The organism is Collinsella sp. TF05-9AC (assembly GCF_003438495.1).
Classification (GTDB): Bacteria; Actinomycetota; Coriobacteriia; order Coriobacteriales; family Coriobacteriaceae; genus Collinsella.
The window spans coordinates 1-18,987 of the sequence record NZ_QSSH01000010.1 but is presented as its reverse complement, the minus strand read 5'-3'; the positions used below and the strand labels follow the sequence as shown (position 1 = coordinate 18,987).

18 protein-coding genes, 1 tRNA gene and 2 pseudogenes are annotated in these 18,987 nt (G+C 50.9%); 20 read left to right on the top strand and 1 reads right to left on the bottom strand.

Annotation, left to right across the window (positions count from 1 at the left end; translation table 11 throughout):
• The first annotated feature begins 325 nt into the window (after positions 1–325).
• From DXC52_RS04410 to DXC52_RS04315, 19 genes and pseudogenes are all read left to right on the top strand, one after another.
• On the top strand, positions 326–1,015 hold the full coding sequence (locus DXC52_RS04410; RefSeq protein WP_117746297.1) for an HAD family phosphatase: 690 nt from the start codon (positions 326–328) through the stop codon (positions 1,013–1,015).
• A 9-nt stretch (positions 1,016–1,024) separates the two neighbouring features.
• Positions 1,025–1,696, top strand: coding sequence for a thiamine diphosphokinase (locus DXC52_RS04405; protein ID WP_117746296.1), 672 nt, complete (start codon positions 1,025–1,027; stop codon positions 1,694–1,696).
• 111 nt (positions 1,697–1,807) lie between these two features.
• Positions 1,808–1,883: transfer RNA gene (locus DXC52_RS04400), tRNA-Ala, on the top strand.
• 769 nt (positions 1,884–2,652) lie between these two features.
• Complete coding sequence (gene loaP / locus DXC52_RS04395; protein WP_233504817.1) at positions 2,653–3,204, top strand: antiterminator LoaP; 552 nt, start codon at positions 2,653–2,655, stop codon at positions 3,202–3,204.
• A gap of 66 nt (positions 3,205–3,270) precedes the next feature.
• Positions 3,271–4,020, top strand: a complete 750-nt coding sequence (locus DXC52_RS04390) for a sugar transferase (protein WP_233504815.1) — start codon at positions 3,271–3,273, stop codon at positions 4,018–4,020.
• Positions 4,007–4,813 carry a WecB/TagA/CpsF family glycosyltransferase gene (locus tag DXC52_RS04385; protein WP_117746294.1) on the top strand — a complete coding sequence of 269 codons (807 nt, stop codon included), beginning with the start codon at positions 4,007–4,009 and terminating at the stop codon, positions 4,811–4,813. Before DXC52_RS04390 ends, DXC52_RS04385 begins: the two co-directional genes overlap by 14 nt.
• Complete coding sequence (gene wecB / locus DXC52_RS04380; RefSeq protein ID WP_117746293.1) at positions 4,806–5,906, top strand: non-hydrolyzing UDP-N-acetylglucosamine 2-epimerase; 1,101 nt, start codon at positions 4,806–4,808, stop codon at positions 5,904–5,906. The genes DXC52_RS04385 and wecB overlap by 8 nt, the downstream gene beginning before the upstream one ends.
• A 4-nt stretch (positions 5,907–5,910) precedes the next feature.
• A complete protein-coding gene (locus DXC52_RS04375) occupies positions 5,911–6,339 on the top strand; it encodes a serine O-acetyltransferase (protein ID WP_117746332.1) in 429 nt (142 codons plus the stop codon).
• A gap of 20 nt (positions 6,340–6,359) precedes the next feature.
• Positions 6,360–7,406 carry a glycosyltransferase family A protein gene (locus DXC52_RS04370; protein ID WP_117746292.1) on the top strand — a complete coding sequence of 349 codons (1,047 nt, stop codon included), beginning with the start codon at positions 6,360–6,362 and terminating at the stop codon, positions 7,404–7,406.
• Entirely contained in the window at positions 7,403–8,659 is a 1,257-nt protein-coding gene (locus DXC52_RS04365; protein ID WP_117746291.1) for a hypothetical protein, read from the top strand. Before DXC52_RS04370 ends, DXC52_RS04365 begins: the two co-directional genes overlap by 4 nt.
• Positions 8,656–9,879: an oligosaccharide flippase family protein gene (locus DXC52_RS04360; RefSeq protein WP_117746290.1), complete on the top strand. Its 1,224-nt coding sequence runs from the start codon at positions 8,656–8,658 to the stop codon at positions 9,877–9,879. The genes DXC52_RS04365 and DXC52_RS04360 overlap by 4 nt, the downstream gene beginning before the upstream one ends.
• 13 nt (positions 9,880–9,892) lie before the next feature.
• A pseudogene (locus DXC52_RS10245) lies at positions 9,893–10,714 on the top strand (phosphorylcholine transferase LicD).
• A 41-nt stretch (positions 10,715–10,755) separates the two neighbouring features.
• Positions 10,756–11,862 (top strand): alanine--glyoxylate aminotransferase family protein, encoded by a 1,107-nt coding sequence (locus DXC52_RS04345; protein WP_117746287.1) that lies wholly within the window; start codon positions 10,756–10,758, stop codon positions 11,860–11,862.
• Positions 11,859–13,241 (top strand): Gfo/Idh/MocA family oxidoreductase, encoded by a 1,383-nt coding sequence (locus DXC52_RS04340; RefSeq protein WP_117746286.1) that lies wholly within the window; start codon positions 11,859–11,861, stop codon positions 13,239–13,241. Before DXC52_RS04345 ends, DXC52_RS04340 begins: the two co-directional genes overlap by 4 nt.
• The gene (locus DXC52_RS04335; RefSeq protein ID WP_117746285.1) at positions 13,238–14,425 is read left to right on the top strand and encodes an ATP-grasp domain-containing protein; all 1,188 of its coding nucleotides are present in this window, start codon (positions 13,238–13,240) and stop codon (positions 14,423–14,425) included. Before DXC52_RS04340 ends, DXC52_RS04335 begins: the two co-directional genes overlap by 4 nt.
• Positions 14,426–14,691: 266 nt before the next feature.
• Entirely contained in the window at positions 14,692–15,333 is a 642-nt protein-coding gene (locus DXC52_RS04330) for a hypothetical protein (RefSeq protein ID WP_117746284.1), read from the top strand.
• Positions 15,334–15,516: 183 nt separating this feature from the next.
• Entirely contained in the window at positions 15,517–16,836 is a 1,320-nt protein-coding gene (locus DXC52_RS04325; protein WP_147330596.1) for a hypothetical protein, read from the top strand.
• Positions 16,837–16,874: 38 nt separating this feature from the next.
• Complete coding sequence (locus DXC52_RS04320) at positions 16,875–17,105, top strand: hypothetical protein (RefSeq protein ID WP_199409451.1); 231 nt, start codon at positions 16,875–16,877, stop codon at positions 17,103–17,105.
• A gap of 457 nt (positions 17,106–17,562) precedes the next feature.
• A complete protein-coding gene (locus DXC52_RS04315; protein WP_370446173.1) occupies positions 17,563–17,880 on the top strand; it encodes a sugar nucleotide-binding protein in 318 nt (105 codons plus the stop codon).
• Between the two features lie 234 nt (positions 17,881–18,114).
• Here DXC52_RS04315 and DXC52_RS04310 read toward each other — a convergent pair whose 3' ends face one another.
• Positions 18,115–18,318 (bottom strand): hypothetical protein, encoded by a 204-nt coding sequence (locus DXC52_RS04310; RefSeq protein WP_138340942.1) that lies wholly within the window; start codon positions 18,316–18,318, stop codon positions 18,115–18,117.
• A 457-nt stretch (positions 18,319–18,775) separates the two neighbouring features.
• Here DXC52_RS04310 and DXC52_RS10240 point away from each other — a divergent pair.
• A pseudogene (locus DXC52_RS10240) lies at positions 18,776–18,987 on the top strand (IS21 family transposase); the annotation flags it as partial.

Genomic DNA, 18,987 nt, shown 5'->3' with positions numbered 1-18,987 from the left:
GCAGCGTGTTGCCTTGGTGACTACATGCGAAAGGTCCAAGGCTGCACGAATCGAAGGGACGGCGAAGTTTCTGTGATTCGTTCCACCTCGCGTGCTCGGTGGAACTTTCGGCAGAAACTACGATAACACCTGTGCGTTAGTTTTATGAACGAAAGTGGATTTGCGGGGGCGTTTAATCGGTAAGCGCCATGTTTATACCACTGGCAGAATTACCGTGGTAAAACTCTTGACAGTTTTACCAATTAAGGTTTCAAAATCGTTAGACTGACGTTTGGTAAAACGTTTTTAGCAGTTTGTTTACCATTTGACATCGAAAGGTACGCTTATGTCCCATACCGCCGCTCCCAAGGTTGCTTTTATTTTCGATTGCGACGGCACGCTGGTAAATAGCACCCCCGTTTGGGCTTATGCCCAGCCCGAGTTATTGCACCGGCACGGTGTCGACGTGACGGTCGACGATTTTGCCCAGTTTGAGCACCTGTCGCTGGAGGATGAGTGCCAGGCTTACCACGACACGTGGGGCATTGGCGCGAATGGCGAGGAGCTGTATCGCGAGCTGGGCGAGATTTTGATCGATGGGTACTCCAAGGTGCCGCCGCGCGAGGGCCTGATTGCATTTTTGAAGCAGGCGCAGGAGGCCGGTATTGCCATGTGCGTTGCCACGTCCACGCCGGCCGAGTTGGTGCAGTCCGCCCTTGCTGGCGCCGGGCTCGATGCCTACATGGAGTTTATTACCACTACGGGCGAGGCGGGCCGCTCCAAGCAGTTCCCCGACGTGTACGAGCTGGCGCTGCGTCGCCTGGAGGAGCGCCATGGGCACAAGTCTGAGCGCGCGTGGGTGTTTGAGGATGCGGTCTTTGGCCTTAAGAGCTCTGGCACCGCCGGCTTTAAGCGCGTAGGTATTTATGACCCGCACGGCCGCATGGAGCGCGACGAGGTTCGCGACAACTGCGACATCTTTATCGATAGCTATGAGGACCTGGATTTGGCCCGCGTGCTTTCGTTTGAGGGATAGGCGAGGGCTGTGGCTTGCAAGATATTAGTGGTCTGCGGCTCACCCGTGGTGACGAGTGCGGATCTGTTGCGTAGGCTAGCAGGGGAGTGCAACCGTGTTGTCGCCGTGGACCGCGGACTCGACGCGCTGCTGGGTGCGGGACTGGGCTGCGACGTTTATGTGGGGGATGCCGACACGGTGAGCGATGTGGGTCGTGCATTGGTTGATGCCGCTGAAGCCTTTGAGGTAGAACGCCACGACCCCTACAAGGACTATACCGATCTGGCATTGGCGCTCGATTCGGTCCGCCGCCGCTGGCCAGGTGCCGAAGTGGTTGCGACCTGCGCCACCGGCGGCCGCCCGGATATGGCGCTTTCCGTACTAGGTCTGCTCGCAGGCTACGATGACGCCCCAGTCTGGATCGAAGAAGATAAAGTGACGGCCAGAATCCTTCACCAGGACGAGACCTGGATCATCGAAAACGCCGAGGGCAAAACCTTCTCCATCATCGCCATCGCCCCTAACACCAAGGTAAGCGAACACGGCCTAGTATGGGAACTAGACCACAGCCCGCTGGGTTTGTTGGCCGATACCGGCATTAGCAACATAGTAAGATCCACCGCAAAGATCGAAGTCCACACCGGTACTGCAATAGCGTATTTACTGCATCAGGGTTTTATCGGGACGGTGGATAAAAATTAGCGCTCGTAGAGTGATTATTTTTGCCCCGTCCCAGGAAAACCCGTAAGAAAAAGTTTCAACAAAAACCTCTTGCATCAATCAAAACATTCCCCTATAGTATCTCTTCGTCATGGGGGCGTAGCTCAGCTGGGAGAGCGCTTGACTGGCAGTCAAGAGGTCAGGGGTTCGATTCCCCTCGTCTCCACCATCGTGAATGAAAAGGCCTTCGGGATTCCGAAGGCCTTTTTCATGCCAAAACACCACGCGCTACAAACCCCACCTACGCCAACAAAAAGTTGCACAATTTATTTCCCATCTCTGTACATACTTTGTTAGTCAAGCGCAATTACCAGTGCAGCTCGCTGCTCCATTTAGGCTTCAGGAACGTCTCCAATCACCGCCAATACCTCAATAACCTGCATCAATGTGAACAACATCCCAAAACAACCCCCTTAAGCACGTCAAATGAACGATATGTTGTCCAACGCAGCCTAAATCAGTTTCACTAACAGCTTGTGCTAGGATAACTAACGTTACATGGGTTCAACTGTGCTCACGGCTCCAGCAAGTCACAAAGCGCAGGGTCGATCAGCATCCGGCCGTAACGGCGGTGCCAGAAACACCACGAACTCCAATAAAGAAGTCATGCAGCTCTTTTAATTTGCGTTGATTTATTTATGAGATGCAAATTCTGGTAGTTCGTATGCCAAAACGTAGCAGTCCTGCAGCTGTTTGCGTGCGGTCCAGTTTTGTACCCGCTTGACTGGCCCGCACGCAGTCAGCTGGGGACGCGGTCATTTTGCGATACACGTCCGCGTCTCTAGCAACTGCACTTATACATACCGTTCACGGTGGGGCAGAGCCACGTGCTTGTCTAACTGGGCTCAGGGTTTGAATATGGAGCGCCTTCGCGCACAAGCGCCCTGGCGAAGCCATACACAAACCTCGTGAGCCACACGTAAGACAGCAAGGGGGTGGTGCTCGTGTGGTATGTGATCCAGGTCATTAACGGTCGCGAAGACGTAATGCGCGAGCGCATCGAGCGCATGGTGCCGGCGAGCGCCATGCAGGAGCTCTTTTATCCCCAATTTCAAACCGAGATTAAAGTTCACGGCGAATGGGTCAATACGACCAAGCCGCTCTTTCCCGGTTATCTTATCTGCGACACGGCAGATCCTCGTAACGTGCAACAGTATCTGCTACGCATGGACGACTTTGCCCGGGTGCTTTCCCAGGACGGTCAGTTTGTGCCGCTAGCAAAAGAAGAGGTTCAGCTTATTGGCGGATTTACACATAGGGGAGACCGCGTAGTACCCATGAGCGAGGCCCTAAAAGAAGGCGATCAGGTCGTAGTTACGGCTGGTCCGCTGCTGGGACACGAAGGCCTTATCAAAACCATTAACAGACGCAAGAGCACTGCTTATTTGGAGCTCAACCTGTGCGGCCGACGCGTAACTACGCGCGTTGGCCTTGCCGTGCTTTCGGCCGAGCAGCGCGTAATGCGAAACCTTAAAAAGGCGATCGCCTAGCTGCAGACGGTCGCTACTCAGAACAGGAAGGATCCCCGACCCGGGGACGAAGTGTTGGAAGAGAACGTGTCGGATAAAACAGAATATGCAAGGGATGCGCCCGCAGGAGCGGCACTGATTGCTCAGGCCATGGACCGGCGCGAGGGCGCCGACCGCTACAGGTCCATGCAAACCATTATGGACTGGGATCGCTCGCGCTTGGCCTACCGCACCGTCAAGCGCGCCTTTGACATCGTGTTCAGCGGCTGCGTGCTGTCCGTCATCGCCGTACCCAGCCTTGTCCTCGCCGCGACCATCCGTCTGGAGAGCGAGGGCAACCCCTTCTACAGCCAGATTCGCGTGGGTCAGACCCACCGCGACGGAAGTCTGTCCACCTTCCGCATGTGGAAGTTCCGCTCCATGTACAAGGACGCCGACGAGCGCCTGGCGGATCTCAAGGAGCAAAACGAGATCGCCGGCGCCATGTTCAAGATGAGGGAGGACCCCCGCGTCACAAAGATCGGCAGGTTCATACGCAAACACTCCATCGACGAGTTCCCCCAGTTCTTGAACGTGTTCCTGGGCCAGATGTCCGTGGTTGGTCCCAGGCCACCGCTGCCGAATGAGGTCGCGCAGTACACGGAGTACGACCTGCGGCGTTTGGCCGTCAAACCAGGCATCACCGGCTGGTGGCAGGTTACAGAGCGTAACTCGACGGGATTCGACGGCATGGTTCGTCGCGACCTGGAATATATCGCCAAACGTGGCGTTTTCTTCGATTTAAAAATAATCCTATTAACAGTGATTGAGGTTGTCAGCGGAAATGGCGCTTGCTAAAGAGACAAGAGGGAAATACGAAGGCACCAGTTCAACGGTTGATCTTCCCGGGCGAGTCGAAGTCCTGGGCGCCCCCGTCGACCCCTGGACGATGGGACAGACCGTCGAGGCGACCGATGCTCTCATCAAAGAGGGGCGCTTCGCCCACCTGATCGGCGTGAACGCCGACAAGTTGCTGCAGATGCGCGACGATCCCGAGATGGACGCGTGCGTGCGCCGCTGCGAGATCGTGAACGCAGATGGCGCTTCCATGGTCATGGCCGCCAAGAAACTGGGCGTGGACCTTCCGGGGCGCGTGGCCGGCATCGACCTCATGTGGGAGCTGTGCGGGCTGGCCGAGCGCGAGGGGCACAGTGTCTACCTGCTGGGCGCAAAGGCCGAAGTGGTCGCAAAGACCGCCGAGGTACTGTCTGAGAGGTATCCCAATATGGTCCTTGCGGGTTACCGTGACGGCTACTTCGGCGATGACGAGTTCGATGCCGTGGTCGCCGAGGTTGAGCGGGCCGAGCCCGACATCGTGTTCGTGGGCATCACCTCGCCCAAGAAGGAACGCCTGATCGAGCGTTTCCGCGAGCTGGGCGCCAAGGGCGCTTTCGTGGGCGTGGGGGGTTCGTTCGACGTGGTCTCCGGCAACATCCCGCGCGCCCCGATGTGGATGCAGCGCGCGAACCTGGAGTGGCTCTTCCGCATGATGCAGGAGCCCAAGCGCCTGATGAAGCGCTACGTGGTCGGCAACACCCGTTTCTACATGCTTCTCCGCAAGGAGTCAAAGAGGAGCAAGGCCAATGACTAAGAAGAAAGTAATGCTCGTTTTCGGCACCCGCCCGGAGGCAATCAAGATGTGCCCGCTCGTCAACGAGCTGAAGACACGCACGGATGAGTTCGAGACAGTCGTCACCGTGACGGGCCAGCACCGCGAGATGCTCGACCAGGTGCTGCGCGTCTTCGGCGTGACTCCCGACCACGACCTGGCGATCATGAAGCCCGGCCAGACGCTGTTCGACGTTACGTGCGACGTTCTGCTCAAGCTCAGGGCCGTCCTCGAGGACGAGAGGCCCGACGTCGTCCTGGTCCACGGAGACACCTCGACCAGCTTCGCCGCGGCGCTCGCGTGCTTCTACCTTCAGGTCCCCGTGGGCCACGTCGAGGCGGGGCTGCGCACGCACGACATCTACAGTCCCTGGCCCGAGGAGTTCAACCGCCAGGCGGTCGATATCGTGAGCGAGTACTACTTCGCCCCCACTGAGGCCAGCAAGCAGAACCTGCTCGACGAGGGCAAGCCGGAGTCAAAGATCTGGGTCACCGGCAATACCGGCATCGACGCCCTGCGCACCACCGTGCGCGAGGGGTACTCCCATCCCGAGCTCGAGTGGGCTGAGGGCTCCCGCCTCATCCTCATCACGGCCCACCGCCGCGAGAACCTGGGCGAGCCCATGCACCGCATGTTTCGCGCCATCCGCCGCGTGATGGAGGATCACCCCGACACCAAGGCGATCTACCCCATCCATATGAACCCGCTCGTCCGAAAGGCGGCGCACGAGGAGCTCGACGGCTTCGACAGGCTCCACATCATCGACCCTCTCGAGGTTCTTGACTTCCACAACTTCATGGCCGGCAGCCACCTCATCCTCACCGACTCGGGTGGCATCCAGGAGGAGGCGCCGAGCCTGGGAAAGCCGGTCCTCGTCATGCGAGACACCACCGAGCGTCCCGAGGGCGTAGAAGCCGGCACTCTGAAACTCGTGGGCACCGAGGAGGACGTCATCTACCGCGAGTTCAACCGTTTGCTCAGCGATCAGGCCGAGTATGAGGCAATGAGCCATGCTTCGAACCCCTACGGGGATGGGCATGCGAGCGAGCAAATTGTGGATGTGCTGGCAGGTTAGCAACATGAATGAATGCTTCAAACTATATAAAGCTGCCCACGCCTGCACCAAGGGCCCGAAGTTCGTCCGTCCGTTGGCGGGAGTTTTCAGACATCTGTCGCAGTTTCTCTTTGCTTGCCATATCGGAAGCCAAGCCGAGATAGGCGATGGTTGCTTGTTCCAGCACAACGGTGTGGGATGCGTCATCTCCGAGAAAGCCGTGATTGGAAAGAACTGCGAGTTCTATCAGCATGTTACTGTTGGAACGCTCCGGGGGGGGGTTCCTATCATTGAGGATGACGTCTCAATCGGCGCCAACGCGGTATTGCTTGGAAATATCGTAATCCACAAAGGAGCGAAGATTGGCGCAGGAGCCGTCGTTCTTTGTGATGTTCCTGAAAGTGCTACTGCCGTTGGCGTACCTGCAAGAATCATCATGACTAGTGAAATGTGATTAATTTTAAGGAATTATATATGGCTTGTTGCGAAGAAATAGAAGTAGTTTCTACTGATCTTGTCTCAATCGTATTGCCCGTTTTTAATACTGCGGATTATCTTTCGACTTGCATAGAAAGTCTATTATGCCAGACCTATCCGAACATCGAAATTGTGATTGTTGACGATGGGTCAAGTGATGGTTCTTCTGATATTTGCGATCATTACTCAATTAGTAATGAAAATATCAGTGTCTATCACATTGAGAATCACGGCCTCTCATATGCAAGAAACCTTGGGATTTGTGCCTCAAAGGGGTCGTATATAACTTTTATCGATAGCGATGATGTTGTTCCGGCTTACTACATTGACTATCTAATGAAAGGATTGGCAAACGGGTCGGCCGACTTATCATGCGTTCAACTGCAGGAGATTGAAAACCAAAGCGCTATCAGCTCATTACCATGTGAATTAGATTTACCTGCATTTGAAATTGTGAATACCAAAACAGCTTTGTCGAAACTACTTCGTAACGTAGATATCTGCGAGTCTGCGTGTGGAAAAGTTGCAAAAGCTTCTTTTTGGAAGCAACATAAGTTTCCCGTTGGGCGGGTTTACGAGGATTTAGCAACTTGCGCAGGGATTATCAATGACGCTGATTCCATTGCGTTTTCCCCTGGGAAGATTTATGGCCAAGTTTATCGCGTTGGATCTCTTTCTAGAAAAGGCAAAATTAGTAATAAGCAATATTCCGATTGGAGTTATGCACTGAATCGTTCGATGAATACTATTAAAAATAGTAAACATTATGACGAGCTCGAAGATGAAATTGAATGCTTCATGATGTTAAACAGTGTTCGATTGATTCGTCTCTTTAACGATATTAATAAACCTGACGAGAATAGTCTCTCTATCAGGAACGAAGCCAGGGACTATGTCACTCTTCATTTGAGGACAATCAGAAAAAATGCCTTGGCTTCTCGCTCCTTACTTTTAAAGTCTTATATGAGTTCAAAAGCACCCTGGGCATATTCCGTAGCATTTTCAGCATATCAGCGCGTTAAGTTGATGAGGCGTAAGAAATGACGCGTCTCAATTACGAACATAACGGGTCGAAAAAAACAGACAGCAAGATGAGCTTGCTTTCATATAGGGTTAGTGACTTTATACTATTCAACATTTTCTTTCTGCTTGCCTTTCAGAATGCATTTCAAAAGCTCTTTGGAGGGGCATTTGCATATATCGACGAGTTTTCAGCCCTTCTTCTTTGTTGCTGGGCGGTCTTCAGTATGCATGGACACAAAACTCGTTATTGTATGATTTCACGCTATTTGCTGTTGATTAACAGCCTTCTTCTTCTGTTGGGATTGTGCGGTAACTTATTGTATAAGTTACAGCCTGCTTATCAGGCGATTGCAATCGATGCCTTTGCCTGTTCGAAGTTCATTATTTCTTTGATTTCTTCCGTAGTGATTCTGCAAAAGCGATCAGTGATTGAACTTGCATCTAGCTTTGCAAAATTAATCCTCCCATTACTACTAATCTTATATTTTCTTAATCAATTTATTGATCTTGGCCTGTCATCTGGCGAGCGATTAGGATATTCATTCTTATTCGGCCATCCGACGAATTTTGCCGCAACTGTTGTTTGTCTGATTAGCATTCTTCTACTTGATGTTAAATCCAATAGGTTATTTATCGTCTGTGGACTGCTTGTTCTCTGCGCTACGGGACGCTTCAAGGCCATCGGGTTTGCTTTCATCATTGCTGCTGCAGTTTTCTTGTATTCGAATAAGAAAAAGATTCCCCTCTCTTTCATTCTTCTAGCGGGATGTGGAGCATTGTTTCTTGTTTACGATCAGATATCGCTTTATTTTTTTGACTCCACTACGGCACGAAGCGTTCTTCTGTCAACGTCCTTTGACGTTGCAAACATGCATTGGCCACTAGGCAGCGGTCTTGCTACTTACGGTTCTAATGCATCTGCTGATTATTATTCGTCATTCTATTATTCCTTAGGGTTCCCAAGCGTTTATGGCCTTGGTCCCATGAATCACGATTATTTAGTTGACAGTTTTTGGCCTGCTGTTATTGGCCAATGTGGCTATATTGGCCTGTTGCTGGTTGCCATCATATTTGTACTTCTATTTTCAATGTCCCGCAAAGCCGTAGATCATGGTGTCCCTCTCTGGGCTAGCTTTGCGATTCCCATCTACCTTCTAATAGCAAGCACATCTGAGGCAAGTATTTTTTCTTCATATTCAGTTTTACTTGCTATGACTTTTGCGATGTTGACTGCAGACTCAAACCCATTTCATGTGGGGGAATCAGATGAATAAAAAACACGGTATTTTTTTTTAAGAATACTGCCTGGCAATATGGCCTTCAAATAATCAAATACTTGTTTCCCTTAATTACACTGCCTTACTTGACACGCGTGCTGGAACCCGAAGGTTATGCATTCTATGCTTACGTGATATCTTTCATGTCCTTCGCGCAGGTTTTTGTTGATTTTGGATTTAACCTTTCGGGTACCAAGCGAATCGCGAAGGCACGATCAATAAAAGAGGAAAACCACGTTATAGGAGCAGTAACCGAAGCGAGACTCCTTCTTTGCATCGTTGCAGGCGTGGCTGTAATGGTTACTGCATCTTTCCTGCCGCTTACACAAAATAGGTTGCCCTATGTCTTTCTGGCATTCACAGCGGTATGCGGAAAGGGGCTAGTTCCCGATTTCCTTTTTCAGGGGCATGAGAATATGGGGCCGATCACCACACGTTTCTTTGCCTCGAAAAGCATATCGACTATCTTTACGTTCGTACTTGTACATTCAATTAACGACATCATGTGGGTGCCAGTGCTCGATATAGTCTCGAACGGCGTTGCACTTGCATGGTCGTTTGCGGCCGCGAAGCGGAGCTTTGGCACTACCATCGAGCTCGCGCCGCTAAGCGAATCACTTGCTGAACTTAGAACTTCGGGTTTATATTGCTTTTCGAACATGGCCGCAAGCGTTTTCTCGGGTTTTACGACGCTGCTTATCGGCGCAGTCGTGACCGATGCGGCCCAGGTCGCCTATTGGTCTTTGTCTATGACGGCAGTCACCGCGGTTCAGGCGCTCTATGAGCCTATCATCAACAGCCTATACCCTCATATGGTAAATACAGGAGACTATTGCTTTGCCCGAAAACTAAGTATTTTGGCATTGCCAGCCGTCTTAATCGGCACAGTTGCTTTCTGTTTACTTTCTAAATCTGTCATGCTTGTTTTAGGCGGCGAACAATACCTAGAAGGCTCTTGGGTGCTCGTGTGGGCGAGTCCGTTACTTGTATTTAGCTTCTTTGGCATGCTATTTGGCTGGCCAGTCCTCGGGGCAGTAGGTAAAGTCGCTGAGGTCACAAAGTCCACCGTAATAAGTGCCTTATTCTGCATCGTTACGCTTCTGATTGCCTCGTTTACTGGTATGACGGACCTCCATGTGATTTGCGCCATTCGATGTGCCACGGAGGCTTTACTGTGCGGAATTAGGTTTTATCACGCACTTCCCGTGCTGCATTAAAAGGAGTCCTGCAATGGATAAGTTAATGGATGAAGAGCGGACATATCTAACGCTTGACGAGGTTCATGAAGAGCTACTGAATTTGCTTCTGCGTTTTGATGCTTTTTGCAAGGAACATAATCTTCGTTATTCGCTAGATTCGGGAACGCTTTTGGGGGCAGTTCGTCATAAGGGTTTTATTCCATGGGACGACGATATTGATTTGAATATGCCTAGGCCTGATTACGATAGATTGTTAAAAATTGCAAATTATCTGCCAACTGATTTGTGCGTTATAAACGCCTCCAATAGCAACTTTACTTGAGGGTTTACGAAGCTATGCACTTCTAATATTCGAGCTCAGGAGCCTTCTTATGACGGGGTAATGGAAGAAATGCTTTGGATCGATATCGTCCCAACTGATGGCGTCCCTGAAAACTCAGAACTATTTAGAAAGTCAAAAAAACGCATTCAGAGAGCATTGAAGCGCAACGAGTGGGCAAATATAAACCTCAATTACGAACGAGGGGCGCGTAAAGTAATCAAGACAATTTTTGGCTGGCTCTTCAGGTTCCAAAATCCTAAAAGTCGTTTATTAAAGCTCATTGATGAGACCATTGCATGTCCTGGATATGAGTCTGCCAAGCGGGTTGGATGCTTTTTTGGCGCAGAAAATGGACTTTGGACACTACCTAAAAGCGCATATGAAAAGACCGTATATCTGGAATTTGAGGGGCATATGCTGCCTTGTATGAGTTGCTGGGACGAATTTCTTACTGACCTCTACGGGGACTATATGAAACTTCCTTCCGAGAACGATAGGCAAACTCACTGTCTTAAGGCGTGGCGCGCCTGAGCTCCGAAGTCCAGTTTTTTGACCCATGAAAGGATTATTCTATGATTAACTTCGCGGTAGGTCCTGTACCCTCTTCCGAAAACGTAAGAGCAATTGGTTCCCTAGATACTCCTTATTTCCGCACGCCGGAATTTTCACATACCATGCTCGAAAACGAGCGGCTTCTTTGCAACCTAGCCCACGCACCCGAGGGGTCACGTGCGATTTTCCCAACTTGCTCGGGCACCGGGGCGATGGAAGCCGCTATTATGGGGCTTCTTGATCCCATCAACGACAAGGCAATTGTTGTTGATGGCGGCAGTTTCGGTCACAGGTTCCGTTCTATGCTTGAGCTGCACGGCATTGACAACGTCCCAATCGAGCTTGTACCTGGCACTCCGCTTACCGAAGCTGACCTCGAAGCTATCAACGTTGGGGACTGTACCGCTTTCCTTGTAAATCTGGGCGAGACCTCACAAGGTGTGCTCTATGACGCTAGCCTCATAGGGCGATTTTGTCGTGAACACGATCTGTTTCTAATCGTAGACGGCATCAGCTCTTTCTTGGCCGATCCATTCGACATGGAAAGCATGGGGGCTGATGTGCTTATTACCGATGCCCAAAAAGCCTTAGCCTGTCCTCCGGGCGTGGCGCCTATGGTCCTCTCACCTGATGCTGTTAAAAGAGCGAATTCTCTTACGCAGCCGTGCATGTATTTAAATCTTTATGACATGCTAAAGAATCAAGAGCGTGGGCAGACTCCGTTCACCCCTGCAGTGACAACGCTATTGCAAATTCACGAGAGGCTAGCCGCCCTAGATGCCGCCGGTGGCGCTAAAGCTGAAGTTGCTCGATGTGCCGACGTGGCCAATGACTTCCGCAATAGGATCTTCTCGGCCGGTCTACCTTTTCAAATGCGCCTAGCTTCTCCCTCAAATGCCGTGACCTATATCGAAAGCCCTTACGTGAGTGCCAAGGCACTGTTCGCCTTGCTTAAAGATGAGTACGGCATCTGGCTGTGTCCCAACGGCGGGGAAAAGGGTGATACCTCGTTCAGAGTAGGGCACATCGGCAATCATCCGCTCTCTGATAATGTGCTTTTAGTTGCAGCACTCGTCGATGCTTGCGGACGTTTGGAGCCTAAGCATGACAAGGAAGCCAATAAATGATGAAGGTCATCACCTATGGTACCTACGACCATCTCCATCGTGGACATGTGCGTCTACTGGAGCGCGCAAAGGCTTTGGGCGACTACCTAATCGTAGGTGTCACTTCTGATGATTTCGACAAGCAGCGTGGCAAGATTAACGTGCAGCAGCCTCTCGAGGAGCGCATTGCTGCAGTAAGAGCCACGGGTATTGCCGACAAGATAATTGTCGAAGAGTATGAGGGTCAAAAAATTGATGATATCAAGCGCTATGGCGTGGATATTTTCACTGTAGGCTCTGACTGGGTAGGGCATTTCGATTATCTAAACGAGTACTGTAAGGTTGAATACCTTGAACGTACCTGCGGTGTATCATCCACAGAAATTCGCAGCACTAAAAAACAGCGTTGCGGCTTGGTTGGATATACTGACTACATGAACCGCGTGTATGCAGAATGCGGTTTAGTTAACGGCCTTGAGGTCGTTGCGATATGCACGAAAGATAGAAGCTCGCTAAGCAAGAACTCGTTAAGCGCTCCGCTGATTACAGATAATTTCAACGAATTGCTAGACGCCGTGGATTTGGTCTATATCCACTCGCATCCAGATTGCCATTATGAACAAGTAAAGAAGGCGCTTGAGGCAGGCAAGCATGTTATGTGTGAAGCTCCGCTCGCCAAAAGCGCAGCAGAATGCGATGAGCTATTTTCCTTAGCTGACGAGCGGGACTTAGTGCTAATGGACTCCCTCCGAACCGCGTATTCAACGGCATACGCACGAATGTTATTGCTTGTAGCGGGCGGTCGTATCGGCGACGTCGTATCCGTTGATGCAACTTGTACTAACCTCAATACGAACCGTCCGCCGTATTCATTGAGCCATGAAACTGCCTGGAGCAGCATGGCCGCATGGGGACCCACAGCACTGCTGCCGATATTTCAAATATTGGGTTCTAGCCCCGAGTCTGTGCAGTTTTCCTCCTTATGTGATCTGAAAGATAAAGCCTTCGACAATTTCTCCAGAATCAGTGTTGAGTTCCAAGGGGCCGTTGGTAGTGCAAAAGTAGGTGCAGGTGCAAAGTCCGAAGGAAGCCTTGTAGTCTCTGGAACCAAAGGCTATGTATACGTACCTGCTCCTTGGTGGAAAACGGACTACTTTGAAATTCGCTACGAAAATTCATCTGACAACCGTCGATATTTCTACCAATTGGATGGAGAGGGAATTCGATTTGAATGGGTTTCGTTCCTAAGGATGATTGAGGCGGTGAGCGAAGGGACTGATGGTGAAGAGGCACTTCGTCGTGAAGGTGGTATTGAAAGAGATATAACACGTGCAATCTGTGAAGTGATCGGTTCCTTTGAGCGAGGCGATCACGTTAGATACATGGAGGTTCATAAATGAAGAAGATTCTTCTATTAGGCGGTCCCGTTTTCCAAAAACCTGTAATTCAGCGCGCCAAGTCTATGGGACTTTACGTTGGCGTGGCTGACATCAGTCAGGATGCTCCCGCAGCATCACTCGCTGATGAGTTTTTTCAGGGTTCCATCAGAGATTATGATGCCATGCTCGCGATTGCTCGTGAGTTTAAACCGGATGCCATTGCCAGCGGAGCATGCGATACCTCGGTTGTCACGGTTGCTCGTCTTTGTGAGGAGCTAGGGCTGCCAGGCAATTCAGTAGATGCCGCTCTTAATTCAACCGACAAATTTAGGATGATAAATTGCTTTGCTCAAGAGGGGGTTCCTCATCCTGCCTTCGCCGTAGCCAAGGTGAGTGAGCTAGATACTTTTGTTCCCCCTTTCTCCTATCCCGTCATAACAAAACCTACTGACAGCGCTGGAGGCAGGGGAGTGAATCTGGTTTCATCACTGGAGAAGCTCCCCGCAGCACTTCAGGCTGCATCCAAAGCGGGCATCTCGGGCGATGTGCTTGTAGAAGAATGTATGACCGGCCCTGAAGTTAGCGTGGAAATTATCGTATCTGGCGGTGTCCCTCATGTTCTGCAGGTTACCGATAAGTTAACGTCCGGTGCTCCAAATTTCTATGAAATTGGTCATGTTCAACCTACAAGTTTAAGCTGCAAACAGCGTCGGGCAATTTCGAATGTTGCTTCATCAGCCGTACTAGCCGTTGGTCTCAAAAATAGCGCCGCGCATGCAGAAGTGATGCTAACTTCCGAAGGTCCTAAAATGGTTGAGCTTGGAGCTCGACTTGGTGGCGATTGGATCACCTCACATCTTATCTGGAACTCTGTATCGGGTATCGACATGGTTGAGACCATGATTAAGCTGGCATTGGGAGAAGAGTTCAGTGAGCTTAGCTACAGTGATAGCGGTAAATTCGTAGCTACTAAATTCCTTCCTGCTCGCGAGGGCTTACTTCAGGAATTAAACGGCATTGAAGCTGCAAGAGATTCAGAAGGCGTTATTCATGTTGAAGTTCACGGTATCGTTGGAAAACGGTACGGAAAAGCAGTAGATGATTCTGCTCGCTTTGCTTCCGTTGTTGCCAGCGGCAACACGAAAGAAGAAGCGTTAACCAACTGCGACCGCGCTCTTAGGCTAATTGAAATTCAAATGGGATAAGAACTATTCGCTAGCTCTATATACTGACTTTTTTAAGGCCGGACTGCTTTGTTTACTAGTAACAAAGCAGTCCGGCCTTATTTGTATAGGCTTCTAATCCGAGAGTGCTTTGCTGCTTTTGTAGCAAGCAATCTATTCACCCGTTTATTGCTCCTTGTTGGAGAAACTTTCGCATAGTCCCACTATATGAATACTGAATCAGAGAATCCTGAATTCAGAGCGATAATTGTAGTATTGCCAATTGATTTTTAATGGCTGAGGAGACAATGGGTCTAATAAATCTACCTGAGTACATCTCAGCGATTGTTGCAATCATCGCGTTGCTCATTTCTTGTTACCAAGCTCGTCTCAGCAATAAACAGTCTCTATTCAATCGACGTTTAAATATATGGATAACCGTCGATAAACTCATGAGTGTTTACGTCAAAAACACGAAGAACTTGGAACATGACGACGAACCGCAAATGGCTATCGACCTGCTATTTGTTTGGCTAACTAATACCACGTACCTGCAATCAATTTCAGCCTCAATAAATCATGTGCTAGATGCCGACCCTCAACATAATTTGCATTTAAAGCTTGATGAAATGAAATCGCTCGCCATGGAGGCAAGATTTTGCTTCAAAGGAAAGAGTGGAGACGCAATAGCCGAATTCATAGAAGCTTATCAATCCCTTTTGTTTTCAATGTATCAGTATCAAATTATGGTTAAAAGGATGCATCAGAATGCAGAGAAATATCAATGGACGCTTGAACAGGCTTCTGAAAAGTTACATGAGCCCAGTCAACGGAAAGATCTCTTTGAAAAAGAATGCGCCCTTGCCGCTTCATACAAGACTCTATGTCAGCAAAACAAGCGAGGTGCAATTCAGCGGCAAATAGAACTAGCAGGTTCTATATGGCGCTGAGTGAAATGTTGGGCTTTGAAGGCGGTCTAGGCCATGCCAAACTCAATTGCATTAGCTCATTGAGAAAAAACTCCTCGGCTCTAATGTACCGTAAGACTCGCCGGCTTTCACTGCTGCCTGTTTGAGAACGCGACCAATTAGAATAGAACCCAGTGCCGGAATAAGACTCGAAAGCTGGTTCAGGTGAACTTTAAAGACGAATACATAAATAGTCAGATGTTCAGCTGGAGACATCATCCATCGCGTTATGTGACAAGGGAGGATGAGCTCGCTTACAGTCGTCTTTATGGCTACGTAGAACAATTGGCGGATTCCGTTAGCGGTTTAGTCTCTACGCCATCTTTCAACCAGTTTTTACTTGAATCCTGTCAGCTCTTGGCTAACTCGCTAGATTTAATTCATCAGGGTTACTTCGACGCTGCTTTTTATTCAGTCAGACAAGCTGGAGAGGTCATCCTTATTGGAACGTTGTTTTCGAATCTGGACGAATCTGAGCGCGTTGCTGAATATGAGAATTGGGCCTCACTTGACTGGTTTCCCTCATTTAGCAAACTGTCCAAAATGTTGTACTCAAAAGATACCGAGTACAGAGAACTTCTTGAGCAAATGCCAGAAATAGATGAGCTGATCAGCAAGCTCAATAAGAAGGCGAATAAGTATATCCACAAACAAGGCCACGAATCCTTTTACACCAAGCCCAACGAAATGACTTCAGACAGTTCAAAGTCTATTCGCGAAGATTTCACCGTATATTTCACAGCCACTGTAAACATATGTGCGATCTTTCGGCTTGCCGTCGATCCTTTCCCCATATTGCTGAGCGACACCGAATGCGAATACAGATTCCCCGATTGTATGACACTCGAATTCAGTCAGAGCTTTATTGAAAATTGTTTGGGAAGCGATTTTGTTGAGCATTACATCAAGACGGATTATTACTGCAATTGGGTGAATGCGATTAGATCAACATTTCCTCAGTTGAAAGAGGCAACATATAATGTCTCAAACCTGCACTATATTGATTTGTCTAACATCGAAGACATTCTTGATGAAATAGACAAGCTCACTTTATATGAGGCGACTGCTGTTTTATTCACGGCACTATTCTCAGAAAAAATAATTGCCGTTCATATAACCGGCATGCTTGATGCGTTTAGCAATTCGGCAAGACCATCAAGCGGTCTGTACCTTTCAGATATGAGTGACTACGCGGGACAACTTGGCGGAGTCAACGTTCCGCTCGCGGAGATCTGTCGTCTCGCTAGTCTTGATACGTCGCATGAGTTTTCTCCCGTTAGTTCATTCATTACTTCGTTTACTATTGCGTTTGATTTTGTTTGCGTTGAGACCGATAAGCTTCTTGATGACAATGAAGTTGAGCTAGGTCGAAAAGCGACAGAAGAGCTTGGCCAACTTTGGAAGAAAATAAAAACGGGCCAATGTGCCATTTCTGAATTAAAGGAAACAGCACTGTTCAAGAGGATTAAACAGAACATGAAATAGTACGTTGTTGCGTCCACGACGGCAAAACTAGAACAGTCATGAGCGCATGCTCCATCCAGGACGTCATGATGTGTGTGAAGGCCAGGGGCGTGCCCGTGGTGGTCTACGAGCCCACGCTGGACGCGCCGGAGTTCTTCGGCTCCGAGGTGACCCACGACCTGGAGGCCTTCAAGGCCGGCTGCGACGTGATCGTGACCAACCGCTGGAGCGACGAGCTCGCGGACGTGGCGGACAAGGTGTACACGAGGGATCTGTTTAAGCGGGACTAGGGGAGAGGGACGGCCTGCGACTCTAATCATACGGATTTTACTGATCGTCAAGGAAGAGGGTATATTAGCCCCATCAACCATTTAATATGCTTCGACCCGTAAAGCACAGAGACCTTAAATGCATATGGAGTTCATGCACGTGAGACAATTGTTTCAGCCAAAGAAAGCAAGCTATAAAAATAGAATTTATGACCTGTTTTAGATAGTGGGCCTCTCTGATGAGAAGCAATCGATTGGCTTGGGTGTATTTAAATCAAACTACATGATGCTGATTTGCGGTTACGATGCTTCGAAAAATCATTTTGGAAAATTGGATAAGGACAAGTTGGCTGCATCTGATTTCATTTATTGGATTGATTGAAGGTTGAACCAGTTGCGTCTTCTTCGCTGTGCTCACGGTCTTCTGTCCGTCTCGGCTGCATGGTGAGGCTCGACGGTGTAGAAGCGCGCGAACGAGATCCTGACCTTCACGCGCGACATGGCCGCGGCCATCTTCCACGTGCTGGACGCGAAGGCCCCCTACGGCACCTACGGCTGCACCGGCTCGGGCGCCGTGAAGAGCTGGTCCGACATCGCCCGCGCCGTCTTCGATGCCGCCAACGGCAACGGCGGGAAGGTCGTGCCGGTGTCGACCGCCGACTACTACGCCAGCGCCGCCGGTCCCATCGCCCCGCGTCCGGGCCACTCCGCGCTCGACCTGTCCAAGCTGGAGTCCGCCGGCTTCCACATGCCCGACTGGGAGGAAGAGCTGGGGGAGTACCTCAAGATGCTCTAGGCGCTCTTAAATATGCCAGGCACAAGAAAAGCCGCCGTTCCTTAACGGCGGCTTTTCTTGTGCCTGGCGTAAAGTCCTGCGTCGACAAGCGCGGCGTCGGTCGCCAAGCTTATTGGGAGTCTTGCAGATCACTACGGGCGGCAGTGTCCCGAATGTTGGTGTAGGGCTCGGTTCCCCGGGTAGCCGCAGGCTGCCTGGGGAACCGAGAATCACCTGGAATGCCGTCAATCAAGTTCATGTCACGCCGTCTTCCTGCAAAGAACAAAGAATCGGGTTGTCGGCCACGACAGGCGCGATGATCCCGACCGCGTGCTCCGCGGCGATGCCCTCGCAGACGGGCGCGGGCGCGTTGGCCTCGGCGCCTTCCACGGCCCTGCCGATGGAATCGTCGTCGAACCGGCGGCGGCAGGCCCACTCCTCGTCCGTCTCGGCGTACACGGCGCCCATCATCCAGATGGGCGGCTTCCCGCCAAGGAACGCCTGCGTCGCGCGGCTGCGGCGCTTGAGCCCGCGGTTGGCGCGCTCCTGCAGGTTCGAGCGGAAGGAGGTGGTGCGAAGGGCAAGACGTGAAATGGGCGTTGGGCATTGCGGTCACGACGCTCGCGCTCGTGGCGTTCCTGCCGCTCGTGCCGGTCGTCCTGGTGCTGGGGCTGTTGAGGACTAGTGGCGCGTCCGAGACAGAAGTCACCTCTGGAGGGGCCGTCCGTTTATTGTCCGGACGAGCTGAGATGCTTTTATCACAATAAGCACAGATGGGATGTTAGCGCCGGGCGATTTTAGCCGCTAATAGTCAAACGATTTTGACCAATCCCGGTCACCGAATAATGGCCACCGTGCCTCCCCGCCGCCACTACGCTGGTGGTGCCAACACGCCGGCGTCAGGAGGACCATTGAGGTGAACGAGAGACACGATGACCTACAGGAGATTATAGACGCGGCGCTCCGGGAGATGGCCGCGGAGGAGGGCGGCGGGTTCGACCCGCAGGCATGCAACCTCGCTGAGTTCTGCAGGAGGACGGGGCTCACCCGCTCCCGCGCGAGGACGGTCAGGGCCCACGGGTTCAGGGCCCTGCCCCACGGGAACAGCGGGAGGAGGGCCGCGCCGGG